At 64.0% G+C, this 15,631-nt stretch carries 13 protein-coding genes; 11 read left to right on the top strand and 2 right to left on the bottom strand.

Going from position 1 to position 15,631, the window contains the following annotated elements; all coding sequences use genetic code 11:
- Positions 1 to 42: 42 nt before the first annotated feature.
- On the top strand, positions 43 to 702 hold the full coding sequence (locus tag ACH2A7_RS09745) for a GntR family transcriptional regulator (protein ID WP_394961691.1): 660 nt from the start codon (positions 43 to 45) through the stop codon (positions 700 to 702).
- Between the two features lie 100 nt (positions 703 to 802).
- On the opposite strand, the gene ACH2A7_RS09740 is transcribed toward ACH2A7_RS09745, so the two are convergent.
- Both ACH2A7_RS09740 and ACH2A7_RS09735 read right to left on the bottom strand, forming a co-directional pair.
- Positions 803 to 2,698 carry a hypothetical protein gene (locus ACH2A7_RS09740; RefSeq protein ID WP_394961690.1) on the bottom strand — a complete coding sequence of 632 codons (1,896 nt, stop codon included), beginning with the start codon at positions 2,696 to 2,698 and terminating at the stop codon, positions 803 to 805.
- On the bottom strand, positions 2,698 to 3,591 hold the full coding sequence (locus ACH2A7_RS09735; RefSeq protein WP_394961689.1) for a radical SAM protein: 894 nt from the start codon (positions 3,589 to 3,591) through the stop codon (positions 2,698 to 2,700). Before ACH2A7_RS09735 ends, ACH2A7_RS09740 begins: the two co-directional genes overlap by 1 nt.
- Before the next feature lie 136 nt (positions 3,592 to 3,727).
- Here ACH2A7_RS09735 and ACH2A7_RS09730 point away from each other — a divergent pair, with 136 nt between their 5' ends.
- The 10 genes from ACH2A7_RS09730 to htpG all read left to right on the top strand — a co-directional run bounded on the left by ACH2A7_RS09730 (position 3,728) and on the right by htpG (position 15,587).
- The gene (locus tag ACH2A7_RS09730; RefSeq protein WP_394961687.1) at positions 3,728 to 5,716 is read left to right on the top strand and encodes a fructose-1,6-bisphosphatase; all 1,989 of its coding nucleotides are present in this window, start codon (positions 3,728 to 3,730) and stop codon (positions 5,714 to 5,716) included.
- A gap of 48 nt (positions 5,717 to 5,764) precedes the next feature.
- Positions 5,765 to 6,484, top strand: coding sequence for a purine-nucleoside phosphorylase (gene deoD / locus ACH2A7_RS09725; protein WP_394961685.1), 720 nt, complete (start codon positions 5,765 to 5,767; stop codon positions 6,482 to 6,484).
- A gap of 20 nt (positions 6,485 to 6,504) precedes the next feature.
- Positions 6,505 to 6,915, top strand: coding sequence for a cytidine deaminase (locus ACH2A7_RS09720; protein WP_394961684.1), 411 nt, complete (start codon positions 6,505 to 6,507; stop codon positions 6,913 to 6,915).
- A 243-nt stretch (positions 6,916 to 7,158) separates the two neighbouring features.
- The gene (locus ACH2A7_RS09715) at positions 7,159 to 8,367 is read left to right on the top strand and encodes a BMP family protein (protein ID WP_394961683.1); all 1,209 of its coding nucleotides are present in this window, start codon (positions 7,159 to 7,161) and stop codon (positions 8,365 to 8,367) included.
- A 166-nt stretch (positions 8,368 to 8,533) separates the two neighbouring features.
- Complete coding sequence (locus tag ACH2A7_RS09710; protein ID WP_394961682.1) at positions 8,534 to 10,078, top strand: ABC transporter ATP-binding protein; 1,545 nt, start codon at positions 8,534 to 8,536, stop codon at positions 10,076 to 10,078.
- On the top strand, positions 10,075 to 11,313 hold the full coding sequence (locus ACH2A7_RS09705; protein WP_394961681.1) for an ABC transporter permease: 1,239 nt from the start codon (positions 10,075 to 10,077) through the stop codon (positions 11,311 to 11,313). The genes ACH2A7_RS09710 and ACH2A7_RS09705 overlap by 4 nt, the downstream gene beginning before the upstream one ends.
- A complete protein-coding gene (locus tag ACH2A7_RS09700; protein WP_394961680.1) occupies positions 11,310 to 12,341 on the top strand; it encodes an ABC transporter permease in 1,032 nt (343 codons plus the stop codon). The genes ACH2A7_RS09705 and ACH2A7_RS09700 overlap by 4 nt, the downstream gene beginning before the upstream one ends.
- 406 nt (positions 12,342 to 12,747) lie before the next feature.
- A complete protein-coding gene (locus tag ACH2A7_RS09695; RefSeq protein WP_394961679.1) occupies positions 12,748 to 13,083 on the top strand; it encodes a hypothetical protein in 336 nt (111 codons plus the stop codon).
- Positions 13,073 to 13,264: a helix-turn-helix transcriptional regulator gene (locus tag ACH2A7_RS09690; RefSeq protein WP_394961677.1), complete on the top strand. Its 192-nt coding sequence runs from the start codon at positions 13,073 to 13,075 to the stop codon at positions 13,262 to 13,264. The genes ACH2A7_RS09695 and ACH2A7_RS09690 overlap by 11 nt, the downstream gene beginning before the upstream one ends.
- Positions 13,265 to 13,667: 403 nt before the next feature.
- Entirely contained in the window at positions 13,668 to 15,587 is a 1,920-nt protein-coding gene (htpG, locus tag ACH2A7_RS09685; protein ID WP_394961676.1) for a molecular chaperone HtpG, read from the top strand.
- Positions 15,588 to 15,631: the final 44 nt, after the last annotated feature.

Genomic DNA, 15,631 nt, shown 5'->3' with positions numbered 1-15,631 from the left:
TGGAAACCCACACCATATGCGTGTGCGAGGCGAGATGTCTGTATGAAATATTCCTCAAAAGTCGATATCGTTTACAGGGCGATCCTCAGCGGCATCAAAAAGGGAGAGTATCTCCCCGGCGACCGGATCGTCATCAGCCGGGTGGCCCGGGAAAACGGCTGCAGCGAGATCCCGGTGCGGGAGGCGCTGCGCCGGCTGGAGAGCGAGAAGCTGGTGGAACTGCTGCCCAACCGGGGGGCGGTGGTCTCCCGGGTGAGCAAGTCGTTCCTGTCGCAGCTGTTCGCGGTGAAGGCGATCCTGGAAAGCGGCGCGGTGCGCCTCGCGGCGGACAACCTCACCCCCGCCCAGCTCAAGCGGCTGCGGGGCCTGGCGCGGGATATGGTGGCCGCCTTCGAGGCGGGCAATCTGAAGCAGTGCTCCGCGCTGAACCACAAGTTCCACATCACCCTTTACCGCACCACCGGCAACGACGTGCTGGTGGACTACATCGACGAACTCTGGAACAAGTGGCCCACCGGCCATTACGCCAACGCCATCCCCGACGAGTGGTATCGCATTTCGATGCAGCAGCATTTTGAACTGCTGGACGCCCTGGAGGCCGGCGACAAGGACAAGGCCGAGGAGATCATCCGCTACCACAAGTGGGGCGCGCTGGACAGCATGGGCCGCCGCAGCGAGAGCGCCCGCGGCATCGCGGAGTAAAAACGCGGTCCTCCGCCCGGGGGCTGCCGACAAACGCCGAAAGCGGCGCCTTCCGAAGGCTGCAAAGCCCGGAAGGCGCCGCTTTTTCGTTTGGCAGGGGTCAGCCCACCTGGTAGATCACATACTCCCCCTGGCGGAACACCTGGGCGCAGTTGCGCTGGTACCAGCCTTCATCGGCGGCAAATTCGCTGCGCTCAAAGCCGCTGAACACCACATAGTCCACGCCCCACTCCGCCAGCAGGCCGGCGCTGGGCGTCTCGTACATCGCCTTCGCCGCCGCCTGCTGCTCGCCGTATTTGAGGCCGTGGTAATAGAGATAGCTGGGGCTGCCGCAGAGGACGGTGCGCCCGGCAAGAGACGCCACCGCGTTGATGTGCTGGGTGCCGGTCAAAAACAGGGCGTGGGGGTCGGTCTCCTGCCGGGCCCACTGGCCCGCGGCGATGGCGTCGGCGGAAAACTGCTGGTATTCGCTCACCAGCTCCCGCCCCATCGTCAGCACGCTGCCGAAGGTGGCCAGCACCACCAGCAGCCCCGCTGCCGCCAGCCGCAGCGGGCGGCGCCGGGTGTGGCCGCCGCCCCCTTCGCCCATCGCCCGCAGGGCGCCGGCGGAAAATTTCCACAGCAGCCCCGCCACCAGGACGCAGCCCAGCAGGTGCCAGACGAACAGCAGCTTGTTGTTGTCGTAGTCGTTGGGCTGGAACACCACGAACTCGCTCAAAAGCAGGATGGCCAGCCCGCCCCCGTAGAACCAGCGCAGGGCCTTGTCCGCCGCGAGGAAGGCGGGGATGAGCAGCAGGTACACCACCCCGATGTTCTTGATGTAGAACCAGAAGTAGTTGTCCCCCTCGTTGGCCCAGTTGAAGGACAGGCGCAAAAAGCGCTCGCCCCCCTGCACGCCGGGCAGGATCTCCCCCAAAAGCTGGGGCAGCCACACCAACCCGCACACCGCCGCCAGCGCCAGCCAGGGGGCCAGCGCCGCCCGGCCGCGGCCGGTGAGCAGCTGACGGAAAAACAGCACCGCGCACACCAGCGCCAGCGCCAGCGCCGCGTGGGTCTGGGTCAGGGGCAGGGGGGCGGCCAGCAGGGCGATGGCGGGCCAGAGTTCCCGCCGGCCCTCCAGGGCAAAAGCCGCCAGCAGCGCCAGGGCGGGGAAGAGCAGCGCCCAGCCGAACAGGGTGGCCCGCTGGGGCACCAGCATATCCACGATGGGGTTTACCCAGCGGATGTTCTCCTCCACATAGTTGGTGGGAGTCTCGTAAAAGGCGGTGAAGATGCGGGTGAAGTTGCCCTTTTCGCCGCCTAAAAAGTAGACGAAGCCGAAGCCGCTGCCCATGAAGAACAGCCAGAAGGCAAGGCTCGCGGCCCCGCCGCTCTTCAAAAGCCGCCGCGCCAGCAGCCAGGCCCCGCCGAACACCGCCGGCAGCGCCGCGAATTCCGGCAGCAGGCAGGCCATTTTCAGCCCCGCTCCCAGCAGCAGAAACACGCTGGATACGCTCTCGCACAAAAAGTGGTAGCCCGCCACCGTCTGTCCCGCCAGCAGCGAAAACCCCGGCGGGAAATCCCCCTGCTGGGCCAGCGCCTCGATCAGCGCCAGGTGCATGGGCAGGTCGCCGTAGGTGCTCTGGCCGCACCAGTAGGCCCCGTCCTTTAAATAAAGGGTGTGGGTGAACAGCAGCCAGCCGGTGAGAGCCGCCGCTGCCAGGGTGCAAAGCCAGAAGCCTTTCCACACATCCCTGCCCATGGCCGTGCCCGCCCCGGGCAGCCAGCCCCACACCGCCACCGCCGCCGCCCCGGCCAGGGCGGTGAGGGCGGCGGGCAGGGTGAAGCGGAACAACAGCGCCGCCAGGGCCGGCAGCGCCGCCAGCAGCGCGGTGGCAAAGGCGCTGGCCAGCACCACCCGCTCCTGCACATCCGAATGGGGCACAAGGCGGCGGGCAAGGCCCGCTCCCGCCGCCAGAAACACCCCCATATACAAAAGGCTCAACACATTGCCCATCATACGCCCTCCAGATCGAAGGGGGGCGTGTACTCCTCCTTCGCGCTGCTCTTCTCCTGCATGTAGCCTTCCGTCAGGCCCAGTTCCACCGCCCGGTCGATCACCTTCCGGTACTCCCAGGTGGAGATGCGCCGGTCCAGCGGCTTTGTCTCCTTCGCTTTATAAAAAGGTGTGTACTGGCTCATCAGGCTGGGGATAAAGCTGCCCCTGGGCAGGGTGGCCATCCAGTCCAGCACCGCCAGGCTGTCCGAAAGGCAGCCCGGCAGCGCCAGATGGCGCAGGATGACCCCCCTTTGCAGGTAGCCCTCCCCGTCCAGCACCGGCCGCCCCGCCTGGGCCAGCATCGCCTTGACCGCCTTCTCGCAGACGGTGAAGTAATCCGCCGCGTCTGAATACATTTTGGATAATTTTGTAGAAATATACTTTACGTCACATAACCACACGTCCACATAGCCCGCCAGGGCGGCCACCGTCTCCTCAGTCTCGTAGCCGCCGGTGTTCCACACCACCGGCAAGCGGAGGCCCCGGGCGCGGGCGGCGTCCAGCGCGGCGGTCACCCAGGGCAGCCACTGGGTGGCGGTGACCAGGTTCAGGTTGGCCGCGCCCTTTGCCTGCAGTTCCAGAAAGATGTCCGAAAGGCGGTGTTCGTCGATGGCCTTGCCCAGCCCCTGCTGGCTGATGGCATAATTCTGGCAGTAGCAGCAGCCCAGGGAGCAGCCGGTGAAGAACACCGTGCCGCTGCCCTTTTCGCCGCTGATGCAGGGCTCCTCCCAGAAGTGGAGGGCCGCCCGGGCGACGCGCAGCTGCCCGCCGGCGCCGCAGCGCCCGGCGTGCTTTGTGCGGTCCGCGCCGCAGCGGCGGGGGCAGAGTTGGCAGTGGGTGGAAGCAAACATGGGACACGACCTTTCGGGGAGATTGAAATTTTCCAAGGAACATTGTACCATATTTCCTGCCCGGTGTGGTATAATGGCCCTGAAAGCTGATCGTGCGATCTTTTCCCGCAAAAAGACAAACGAAAGGACGAATGCCATGCGATCCGGTGCGGATAAGCTGCGCAAAGATCTGAAATACCTCACCCTGCTGGCCCGGGAGTACCCCTCCATCGCCAGCGCCTGCAGCGAGATCATCAACCTGCAGGCCATCCTCAAGCTGCCCAAGGGCACCGAGCACTTCATGAGCGACCTCCACGGAGAGGCCGAGGCCTTCACCCATATTATGAACAACGCCTCCGGGGTCATCAAGGAAAAGGTGGACCGGGTGCTGGGCGAGGGGGTGAGCGAGGCCGAGCGGGCGGAGTTCGCCACCCTCATCTACTATCCGAATCGCAAGCTGGACGAGCTGAAGGCCCGACAGACCGACCTGCCCGCCTGGTACCGCAAAACGCTGTTCCGGCTCATCGACGTCTGCCGGGTGGTGTCCAGCAAGCACACCCGCAGCTTTGTGCGCAAGCGGCTGCCCAAAAACTACGCCTACATTCTGGACGAACTGCTCCACGCCCACTTCGAGGACCACGACAAGGAATTTTATTACAACGAGATCTTGAACAGCATCCTGGCGGTGGGCCGGGCGGACGACTTCATCGAGGCGCTGTGCGAGCTCATCAAGACGCTGGCGGTGTTCAAGCTGCACATCCTGGGGGACATCTTCGACCGGGGCCCCCGGCCGGACCTGATCATGGAGCAGCTGATGGCCCATCACTCGGTGGACATCCAGTGGGGCAATCACGACGTGGTGTGGATGGGCGCGGCGGCGGGCAGCCCGGTGTGCATCGCCACGGTGCTGCGCACCACCCTGGCCTACAACAACCTGGAGGCGGTGGAAGACGGCTACGGCATCAACACCCGCCCGCTGGCCCTCTTTGCCGAAAACACCTACCGGGATTGTGACATCCACCACTTCTATCCCCATGTGGACGAGAGCCGCGGCCCCTACCACCGCAGCGAACTGGCCCGGGTGGCCCGGATGCACAAGGCCATCGCCGTCATCATGTTCAAGCTGGAGTGCGCCGTCATCGACCGCAACCCCGACTTCGAGCTGGAAGGGCGGGACTTCCTGCGCCGCATCGACTTTTCGGCGGGCACCGTGGAGGTGGAGGGCAAACACTACCCGTTGCAGGACGACGACCTGCCCACCGTGGACCCCGCCGACCCCGCCCGCCTCACCCCCGGCGAGGAGGAGGTGCTGGCCTCGCTGCGGCGCAGCTTCACCGACAGCGAGCGGCTGCAGCGCCATGTGCGCTTTCTCTACGCCAAGGGCGGGGTGTACCACATCGAGAACGGCAACCTGATGTTCCACGGGGCGGTGCCCCTCACCGAGTCCGGCGGCTTCCAGGTGGAGACCTTCGAGCAGCACGGCTATGCCGGCAAGGCGCTGATGGACTACTGCGACGAGCGGGCCCGGCGGGCCTATTTCTCCCCCGAGGGCAGCGAGGCCTGGCAGAGCGGGTGCGATTTTCTGTGGTATCTGTGGTGCGGCAGGCTTTCGCCCCTCTACGGCCGGGCCAAGATGACCACCTTTGAGCGCCTTTTTGTGGCGGACAAGGCCACCCACGACGAGCCCAGCAATCCCTACTACCGCTTTGTGAACGACACCCGCATGGACCGGGCCATCCTGGCGGAGTTTGGGCTGGACCAGACCCGCAGCCACATCGTCAACGGCCATGTGCCGGTGCGGGCGGTGGAGGGGGAGGCCCCGGTGAAGGGCGGCGGGCGGATGATCCGCATCGACGGCGGCTTCTGCCGCGCCTACCACGAAAAGACCGGCATCGCCGGCTACACCCTCGTTTACAACAGCCACGGCCTGTCCCTGCGGGCCCACCAGCCCTTCGAGACGGTGGAGAAGGCCATCAAAGATAACCTGGACATCGTCTCCAGCGTGGACGTGTTCGAGACCACCGAAAAGCGGGTGCTGGTGGGCGACACCGACAACGGCCGCAAGCTGGCCGCCGACGTGGAGGATTTAAAGCGGCTGGTGGCCGCCTACCAGACCGGCCTTGTCAAGGAGCGCCCCGAGGGCTGACGGCCCTTTTACACTGGACCATTTCATATAAAGAAGGAGAGAACTGTTATGTCTACCCCCCACAACAAGGCCGAAAAAGGCCAGATCGCCAAGACCGTGCTGATGCCCGGCGACCCGCTGCGGGCGAAGTTCATCGCCGAGACCTTCCTGGAAAACCCCGTGCTGTTCAACGACGTGCGGGGGATGCTGGGCTACACCGGCACCTGGCAGGGCAAGCCGGTGAGCGTGATGGGCAGCGGCATGGGCATGCCCAGCATCGGCATCTACTCCCATGAGCTGTACGCCCAGTACGGCGTGGAGAACATCATCCGCATCGGCTCCGCCGGCTCCTACACCGAAGGGGCGAAACTCTACGACGTGGTGCTGGCCACCGCCGCCTATTCCGAAAGCAGCTACGCAAAGACCATGTCCGGTTTTGAGGGCGACACCACCCGGCCCAGCGCCGAACTGAACGACCGGCTGCGGGCCTCGGCCGCCGCCCTGGGCGTCCCCCTGGTGGAGGGGGTCATCCACTCCAGCGACGTGTTCTACCGCCACGACGACCGCAAAAACCCTGCCTACTGGGAGGTGCTGCGGGACGAAAAGGGCTGCGTGGCGGTGGAGATGGAGAGCTTCGCCCTCTTCCACAACGCGGCGGTGCTGGGCAAAAAGGCCGCCTGCATCCTCACCATCTCCGACAGCTTCGTCAGCCCCGAGATCACCACGCCTGAGCAGCGCCAGACCACCTTCACCAACATGATGAAGATCGCCCTGGGCGCGGCGGAATAAAGGGAAAGGGGAGAGCGGCTTTGACCACACAGGAACTCATCCGCACCGCCTTTGCCGCCCGGGAAAAGGCCTACGCGCCCTACTCCCGCTTCACGGTGGGCGCGGCGCTGGAGGCGAAGGACGGCCGGGTGTTCACCGGCTGCAACATCGAGAGCGCCACCTACACCCCCACCTGCTGCGCCGAGCGCACGGCGCTGGTGAAGGCGGTGAGCGAGGGGGTGCGGGAGTTTTCCCGCATCGCCATCGTGGGCGCGGCCCAGGGCAAGGTGAACACCCTGGTCACCTCTCCCTGCGGGGTGTGCCGACAGTTCCTCTACGAGTTCGGCGGCGACGGGCTGGAGGTCATCCTGGCCAGGAGCGAAGAGGATTACATCACCATGACCCTGGGCCAGCTGCTGCCCATCGGTTTCGGCCCGGCGAACCTGGAGTGAACGCCGCGGCGTTTGGCGGCAAAAGAGGCCTGCCGCCGCAAACAAGCGCCCCTTTGGGACGTTTGTGTAACTTTTTGTAACTGACCCTTTTGCCCTCAAACGATTGAAAACGGGGCCAAAGGGCGGTATACTTGAACTGCGCGGCCGGGTTTTTGTGCGCCCGGCACACATTCAAAGGCCGGTTTGCCGGGCCGCTTCGCGGCTGGGCACACCGCCGGCCGAAAAGAAAAAGGAGAGTCAAGCATGAAGAAGTTACTCGCTCTTGTCATGGCTGCGGCGATGGCTCTGTCTCTGGCTGCTTGCGGCGGCACCCCTGCCTCCACCAGCACCCCCGCCAGCGAGCCCGCCTCCGCCTCCACCCCTGCCAGCGAGCCCGCCAGCGAGCCCGCCCAGACCGAGACTGTCTCCGCCGACGACATCGAGGACAACATGACCAGCGCCGACGGCAAGTACCAGGTGGCCTTCGTCACCGACGTGGGCCAGCTGAAGGACAAGTCCTTCAACCAGGGCACCTACGACGGCGTGAAGCTGTACGCCGCCGCCAACGGCCTGAGCTACAAGTACTACCAGCCCGCCAACGGCGATCAGGCCACCGACGATGACCGCTACGACGCCATGAAGGCCGCCGTGGACAGCGGCGCCGAGGTCGTGGTGTGCGCCGGCTACCTGCAGGAGGCCGCTCTGAAGCGCGCCGCCATGGAGTTCCCTGACACCCCCTTCGTCTTCATCGACGGCTACCCCCTGACCGATGACGCGGGCAACACCCTGACCAACGTTGCCGGCATCGCCTTCCAGGAGGAGCAGGCCGGCTACCTGGCCGGCTTTGCCGCTGTGAAGGACGGCTTCACCAAGCTGGGCTTCTCCGGCGGCGGCGGCGGCACCAACGACGCCTGCTGCCGTTTCGGCTACGGTTATGTGCAGGGCGCCAACGCCGCTGCCTCTGAGTTGGGCATCACCGTCGACATGAACTACTCCTGGGAGTACGGCGCCACCTTCCAGGCGTCCACCGAGCTGCAGACCATGATCAGCGGCTGGTACGCCAACGGCACTGAGATCGTCTTCGCCTGCGGCGGTTCCATGTTCCAGTCCATCTCCGCCGCTGCCTCCGCCAACGACGGCTATGTGATCGGCGTGGACGTGGACCAGTCCGGCGAGTCTGACACCGTTGTCACCAGCGCCATGAAGGGCCTGAGCGACGCGGTGCAGTGGGCCGTGGCCAAGGTCTACGACGGCACCTTCAGCGAGATCGGCGGCAATGCCACCAGCCTGGGCGTGAAGGACAACGCCGTTGAGCTGCCCACCGCGGCCGACTCCTGGCGCTTCGAGACCTTCACCGTGGAGGAGTACGAGGCCCTGTATCAGCAGATGCTGGACGGCACCCTGGTGGTGGACAACGACTTCTCCAAGCTGGAGAGCACCCAGTGGAGCAATCTGAATCTGAACATGATCTGATCTGCCTTCCCTGTGAACGCGCGCGGGGCGGGGGCGTTTGCCCCCGCCCCGCTTTTTTGCGTCTTTTGCGCCCGCACGGGAATATTTCTTGTGTTTTGCCGGGCGGTACGGTATAATAAAACTGTTACAAACGCACATTTTACGCGGAGGAGGCGGGACCAGAATCATGCAAACTGAGAACATCATCGAGATGTTGCACATTACCAAAGAGTTCCCCGGGATCATCGCCAACGACGACATCACCCTCCAGTTGCGGCGGGGCGAGATCCACGCCCTGCTGGGGGAGAACGGCGCGGGCAAATCCACGCTGATGAGCGTGCTGTTCGGCCTGTACCAGCCGGAGAAGGGCGAGATCCGCAAAAACGGCGAAGTGGTGAAGATCAACAATCCCAACGACGCCACGGCCCTGGGCATCGGCATGGTGCACCAGCACTTCAAGCTGATCGACGTGTTCACCGTGCTGGACAACATCATCCTGGGCGCCGAGACCACCCGCCTGGGCTTTTTGCAGAAGAAGGCGGCCCGGGAGAAGGTGCAGGCCCTCAGCGAAAAGTACGGCCTGAAGGTGGACCTGGACGCAAAGGTGGAGGACATCACCGTGGGGATGCAGCAGCGGGTGGAGATCCTCAAGATGCTCTACCGCGACAATGAGATCCTGATCTTCGACGAGCCCACCGCCGTGCTCACCCCCCAGGAGATCGACGAGCTGATGAACACCATGCGGGAGTTCGTCAAGGAGGGCAAGAGCATCCTGTTCATCTCCCACAAGCTCAACGAGATCATGGCGGTGGCCGACCGGGTCACCGTGCTGCGCAAGGGCAAGTACATCGGCACCGTGAACACCGCCGAGACGGACAAGCAGTCCCTCTCCAACATGATGGTGGGCCGCCCCGTGCAGCTGGAAGTGGTCAAGGAGCCCGCCAAGCCCGGCGATGTGGTGCTTCAGGTGGAAGGCTTCACCATGCCTGGCAAGAGCGGCCACAAGCACAACGCGGTGAACAACGTGAGTTTTGAGGTGCGCGCGGGCGAGATCGTCTGCATCGCCGGCATCGACGGCAACGGCCAGACCGAGTTCATCCACGGCCTCACCGGGCTGGACAAGGCCAGCGGCGGCCGCATCACCCTGTGCGGCCGCGACATCACCCACGCCTCCATCCGCAGCCGCGGCCAGAATATGAGCCACATCCCCGAGGACCGCCACAAGCACGGCCTGGTGCTGGATTTCACGCTGGAGCAGAACATGGTGCTCCAGACCTACCGGGAGCCCCGCTTTGAGCATTTCGGCTTCATCGACAACGGCGCGGTGCGCGCCTACGCCGAAAAGCTCATCCGGCAGTACGACGTGCGCAGCGGCCAGGGCCCGGTGACCATCGCCCGCAGCATGTCCGGCGGCAACCAGCAGAAGGCCATCATCGCCCGCGAGCTGGACCGCCAGAAGCCCCTGGTGGTGGCGGTGCAGCCCACCCGCGGCCTGGACGTGGGCGCCATCGAGTACATCCACGGTCAGCTGGTGGCCCAGCGGGACGCCGGCAAGGCGGTGCTGCTGGTCAGCCTGGAGCTGGACGAGGTGATGAGCCTGTCCGACCGCATCCTGGTGATGTACGAGGGTGAGATCGTGGGCGAATTGGATCCCAAGGCCACCACCGTGCAGGAGCTGGGCCTCTACATGGCCGGCGCGAAACGAATGAAGAAGGAGGGGGAGAGCGCATGAACGGAGGGCTTTCAAAGCTTTGGCAGAAAGACGGCACCAAGTCGGTGCTTGCCTCTCTGATCTCCATCCTGATCGGCATGGCCGTGGGCGGCGTCATCATCCTGGTGGTGGGCCTGGGCAACAAGAACCTGGGCGCCACCGGCGCCTGGGAGGGTATCCGCCTGGTGTTCGGCGGCCTGTTCAGCACCGGCCGCAACGCCGCCGGCCAGCTGACCTTCGGCTTCAACTCCACCAGCGTGGGCAATATGCTCTTCCGCGCCACCCCGCTGATCCTCACCGGCCTGTCGGTGGCGGTGGCCTTCAAGACCGGCCTGTTCAACATCGGCGCGCCCGGTCAGTACCTGATGGGCACCGCCGCCACCCTGATGCTGGCGCTGGGCATCCCCACCGAGGTGGTGCCCGCCCCGCTGGTCTGGCTCATCGCCTTTTTGGGCGGTATGCTGGCGGGCGCGGCCTGGGGCTGCCTGCCCGGCCTGGTCAAGGCATTCCTCAACATCAACGAGGTGCTGGCCTGCATCATGACCAACTGGATCGCCGCCAACCTTGTGACCTGGATGTTCGACGGCAGCGACTTCCGCAACCTGGTGGAGAACACCAAGAGCGGCTACATCTACAAGACCAGCTACAACGGCGTGCAGACCGCAAAGCTGGGGCTGGACAAGCTGTTCCCCAATTCCCAGGTGAACGGCGGCATCCTGGTGGCCATCGTCATCGCCATCCTGGTGTATGTGCTGATGAACAAGACCATCCTGGGCTATGAGCTCAAAGCCTGCGGCGCCAACCGCCACGCGGCCCGCTACGCCGGCATCAACGACAAGCGCAACATCGTGCTGAGCATGGCCATCGCCGGCGCGCTGTCCGGCGCGGCCGCCTCCCTCTATTACCTCTCCGGCAACACCGAGTTCTTCTGGTCCACCTACCAGAGCCTGCCCGCCACCGGCTTCAACGGCATCCCCGTGGCCCTGCTGGCGGCCAGCAACCCCATCGGCGTCATCTTCACCGGCTGCTTCATGTCTATGCTGGACATCGTGGGCCTGCAGCTGACCAACCTCACCGCCTACAACGAGTACATCACCGACGTCATCATCGCGGTGATCGTCTACCTCAGCGCCTTCTCGCTGGTCATCAAGCTGTGGCTCAGCGGCCGCGGCAAGAAGCACAAGGCGGCCGCTGCCGCCGAGCCGGCCCCCGCGCCGGCGGACGCCGGAGACGCGAAAGGAGGCGAGGCGAAATGACCTTTCTGATCCAACAGACCCTGATTTATGCCGTGCCGCTGATGATCGTGGCGCTGGCCGGCGTTTTCGCCGAGCGCAGCGGCATCATCAACCTGGCGCTGGAAGGCATCATGATCTTCGGCGCCTTCATCGGCGTGCTGTTCGTCAACCTCACCCAGAAGGCGGGCACCTTTGCCGAGGCCAAGGCCGCCGGCGACTGGGTGGCTTTGCAGGGCTTCATGGTGCTGGCCATGCTGGTGGCGGCCATCATGGGCGCTGTGTTCTCGCTGCTGCTCTCCTTCGCCTCGGTGAACCTCAAGGCGGACCAGACCATCGGCGGCACCGCGCTGAACCTGCTGGCCCCCGCGCTGGTGCTCTTCTTCATCCGCATCATCGCCAACCAGAACACCCTGCAGATGGCCGAGGGCGACTCCGCCAGCTGGTTCATGATCAAAAAGAGCTTCTTCGGCTATGGCCGCAGCGATGAGATGGGCTTCTTCGGCAGCACCTTCATCGACAAGACCTACTTTGCCACCTACATCTGCATTTTGCTGTTCATCCTGCTGTCCGTCCTGCTTTACAAGACCCGCTTCGGCCTGCGGCTGCGCAGCTGCGGCGAGAACCCCCAGGCGGCGGACTCCCTGGGCATCAATGTCTATGTGATGCGCTACGCCGGCACCACCATCTCCGGTGCGCTGGCCGGCATGGGCGGCTTCGTCTACGCCCTCACCACCGCCAACTGCGCCTCCACCGGCGACGTGGCCGGCTTCGGCTTTTTGGCCCTGGCCGTGATGATCTTCGGCAACTGGAAGCCGCTGAACATCGCCTGCTCGGCGCTGCTGTTCGGCCTGTTCAAGTGCATCGCCGCCTCCTACGCCAGCATCGACATCAACGGCGACGGCGTGTTCCTGCTGGCGGATGTGGGCATCAGCCCCCACTTCTACCGGATGCTGCCCTACCTCATCACCCTGGTGGTGCTGGCCTTCACCAGCAAGAAGAGCCGCGCCCCCAAGGCGGAGGGCGTCCCCTACGACAAGAGCACCCGCTGAGGGCGGCTTGTCAATAGCGCTTCCCCAGGGGGCCGGCCGGGCCGCAAGGCCCGGCCGGCCCCCTTTTTGTAATGACCCGCGGTGACCGCCCGCCTGTTTCAGCCGACGGGGACACCTTTTCGTCATGAAGAAAGGGCGGGAGGTTTCGCATGCGGCAGCTGCCCGCCGCCGTGCCCCGTCTTCTGTCGCGCGGGGCCGTCGCTTGCCGTCTTGCCGCCCTGCGGACCGGCGCCTTGCCTGCTCAGGATCATGCCCGCTTGCCGGTCCCCTTGTCCTGCGGCACTGCCCTGCGCGATGAAGGCGCCTGCGCCCAATAAAAAATGTCAAAAACTCTTGATATACGCTGCGCCCCGTGTTATGCTGATGATGTCAAAAAGATTTGACATTTTAAAAAGGAGGCAGCGCAATGGACCCTGTAACGCAAGGCATGTTCACGGTGGAAAACTTTCTTCTGATTTTGTTCGGGCTTTTTCTGCTGGGCAGCATCGCCCTGGACATCGGGATGGTGGTGTCGCTGGTGCGCCAGGGAGACGAGCGCCGCCAGCTCATCGTCTGGAAGGCGGGGGCTTTCACCCTGCTGGTCACGGTGCTGACCCAGATCTTCGACGTGGTGGAGGCGGTGGTGCGGGCGCAGAAGCTGCAGTCCAACCCATTTATCGACCTCAGCGTCACCGCGATGACCTACTTCGTGGTGCTGCTGGTGTTAAAGAAACGGTACGGTGATTTCGAACGTGGAAAATAAGATCCGCCAGATGCGCCGGGAAAAGGGCCTTTTGCAGGAGCAGCTGGCCAAAAAGTGCGGCGTATCCCGCCAGACCATCAACGCCATCGAGAACAACAAATACGACCCCACCCTGGCGCTGGCCTTCAAGCTGGCGCAGGAGCTGGGCACCACCGTGGACGAACTGTTCACGCCGGGCTGATGTTTCAGCCCGGCTTTTTTGCCGTCATGGGTCGTTTTCCGGGGGCTGGTCCCGTCCGGGCCCGTTTCAGCGCCCGGACGTGTGTGCCGCCGGCCCCCCCCCTTCGCGCGTCCCGGGCGAAGGAGGGGGCTCCACCGCCCGCCTGGCCTGTGACCTCCGCTTCACCCCGCCGCCATCCGCCAAAACGCGCTGCCTGCCGCCGCGCTGCGACCTTTTCCCTCTGGCGGGTCCGCTGCTGTTCCGCCGTGCCGTTTCCCCGCAGCCACGGGATTTGAACGGAATTTAAATTTTGTGTGAAACCTCTTGCAATTTTGTGCAAAACGCGCTATAGTTAATTAGCACTCTTAAATAGAGAGTGCTAAAACGTATCACGCAAGATTTGATATAAAGGGAGCGAACACACATGGCAGTAAAACAATTCAAGGCCGAGAGCAAAAAGCTGCTGGATCTGATGATCAACAGCATCTACTCCAACAAGGAGATTTTCCTGCGGGAGCTCATCAGCAACGCCAGCGACGCCATCGATAAGCTCTATTTCAAAAGCCTCACCGATCACACCGTGTCCAGCCGCAAGGAGGACTACAAGATCCAGCTGGCGCTGGATAAGGCCAGCCGCACCATCACCCTCACCGACAACGGCATCGGCATGACCAAGGAGGAGTTGGAAAAGAACCTGGGCACCATCGCCCGCAGCGGCAGCTTTGACTTCAAAAAGGAAAATAAGGCCGATGACATCGACATCATCGGCCAGTTCGGCGTGGGCTTCTATTCCGCCTTCATGGTGGCCAGTCGGGTCACGGTGATCAGCCGTGCCTTCGGCAGCGACACCGCCTGGAAGTGGGAGAGCAAGGGCGCCGAGGGCTACACCATCACCGAGGCCGACAAGCCGGAGGTGGGCACCCAGGTCATCCTGGTCATCAAGGAGAACACCCCCGAGGAGAACTATGACCGCTTTTTGGACGAGTACACCCTGGTGGGCATCGTGAAGAAGTACAGCGACTATGTGCGCTACCCCATCCAGATGTACCGGGAGAAGACCCGCCAGAAGGAAAAGCCCGCCGACGCCGGGGAGGATTACACCCCCGAGTACGAGACCTACACCGAGCTGGAGACGCTGAACAGCATGGTGCCGCTGTGGAAGCGGGCCAAAGGCGAGGTGACGGACGAGGAGTACAACCAGTTCTACAAGGATAAATTCTACGACTACACCGACCCCGCCCGGGTGATCGTGAGCCGCACCGAGGGCACCGCCACCTACAATGCCCTGTTGTTCATCCCGGGCCGCGCGCCCTACGACTACTACACCCGCGAGTATGAGAAGGGCCTGCAGCTGTACGCCAGCGGTGTGCTCATCATGGACAAGTGCGCGGACCTGTTGCCCGACCACTTCAGCTTCGTCAAGGGCGTGGTGGACAGCCAGGACCTCTCTCTGAACATCAGCCGTGAGATGCTCCAGCAGGACGGGCGGCTCAAGCTTATCCGCACCAGCCTGGAAAAGAAGATCAAGAACGAGCTCACCGCCATGAAGAACAACGACCGGGAGAAGTACGAGGAGTTCTTCAAGAATTTTGGCCGCCAGCTGAAATACGGCTGCTACGCCGACTACGGCATGCACGCCGACCTGCTGAAGGACCTGCTGCTCTTCTACAGCGCCCGGGAGAAGAAGATGGTCACCCTGGCGGAGTATGTGGAGAAGATGGGCGAGGGCCAGAAGTACATCTACTATGCCGCCGGCGACTCGGCGGACCGGCTGGCCAAGCTGCCCGCCGCCGAACTGGTGCTGGAGAAGGGCTTTGACGTGCTGCTGCTCACCGAGGACGTGGACGAATTCTGCCTGCAGATGCTGCGCCGCTACGGCGAGAAGGACGCCGAGAAGGAGTTCAAGAACGTCTCCTCCGGCGACCTGGGTCTCGAGACCGAGGAGGAGAAGAAGGCCGCCGAGGAGAAGACCGAGGCCAACAAGCCCCTGTTCGACGCCATGAAGGCGGCGCTGGAGGGCAAGGTAGAGGCGGTGCGCCTGTCCACCCGGCTCAAGAGCCACCCGGTGTGCCTGTCCAGCGAGGGGCCCCTGTCGCTGGAGATGGAAAAGGTGCTCTCCGCCATGCCCGGCGCGGCGGAAAACGCCCCCAAGAGCCAGAAGGTGCTGGAGATCAACGCCGACCATCCCATCTTCGCCACCCTGCAAGGCCTGCAGGAAAAGGGCGAGAGCGAGAAGCTGGGCAAGTACGCCCGCATCCTCTACGACCAGGCCCTGCTCATCGAGGGCCTGCCCATCGAGGACCCCGTGGCCTATGCCCAGGCGGTGTGCGAGCTGATGCAGTAAAAATGTTCCGCGCTGCGCGGGGCGGTCCCCTGGGGGCTGCCCCG

Source organism: Candidatus Allofournierella merdavium (assembly GCF_944382735.1).
In the GTDB taxonomy this organism is placed as follows: domain Bacteria; phylum Bacillota; class Clostridia; order Oscillospirales; family Ruminococcaceae; genus Allofournierella_A; species Allofournierella_A merdavium.
This window is presented reverse-complemented; position numbering and strand designations above follow the sequence as displayed.

Coding starts and splice junctions, on each gene's coding strand:
- ACH2A7_RS09730 (WP_394961687.1), top strand. CDS start 3,728: ATGCGATCCGGTGCGGATAAGCTGCGCAAAGATCTGAAATACCTCACC.
- ACH2A7_RS09735 (WP_394961689.1), bottom strand. CDS start 3,591: ATGTTTGCTTCCACCCACTGCCAACTCTGCCCCCGCCGCTGCGGCGCG.
- ACH2A7_RS09715 (WP_394961683.1), top strand. CDS start 7,159: ATGAAGAAGTTACTCGCTCTTGTCATGGCTGCGGCGATGGCTCTGTCT.
- ACH2A7_RS09710 (WP_394961682.1), top strand. CDS start 8,534: ATGCAAACTGAGAACATCATCGAGATGTTGCACATTACCAAAGAGTTC.
- ACH2A7_RS09695 (WP_394961679.1), top strand. CDS start 12,748: ATGGACCCTGTAACGCAAGGCATGTTCACGGTGGAAAACTTTCTTCTG.
- ACH2A7_RS09700 (WP_394961680.1), top strand. CDS start 11,310: ATGACCTTTCTGATCCAACAGACCCTGATTTATGCCGTGCCGCTGATG.
- htpG (WP_394961676.1), top strand. CDS start 13,668: ATGGCAGTAAAACAATTCAAGGCCGAGAGCAAAAAGCTGCTGGATCTG.
- ACH2A7_RS09745 (WP_394961691.1), top strand. CDS start 43: ATGAAATATTCCTCAAAAGTCGATATCGTTTACAGGGCGATCCTCAGC.
- deoD (WP_394961685.1), top strand. CDS start 5,765: ATGTCTACCCCCCACAACAAGGCCGAAAAAGGCCAGATCGCCAAGACC.
- ACH2A7_RS09740 (WP_394961690.1), bottom strand. CDS start 2,698: ATGGGCAATGTGTTGAGCCTTTTGTATATGGGGGTGTTTCTGGCGGCG.
- ACH2A7_RS09705 (WP_394961681.1), top strand. CDS start 10,075: ATGAACGGAGGGCTTTCAAAGCTTTGGCAGAAAGACGGCACCAAGTCG.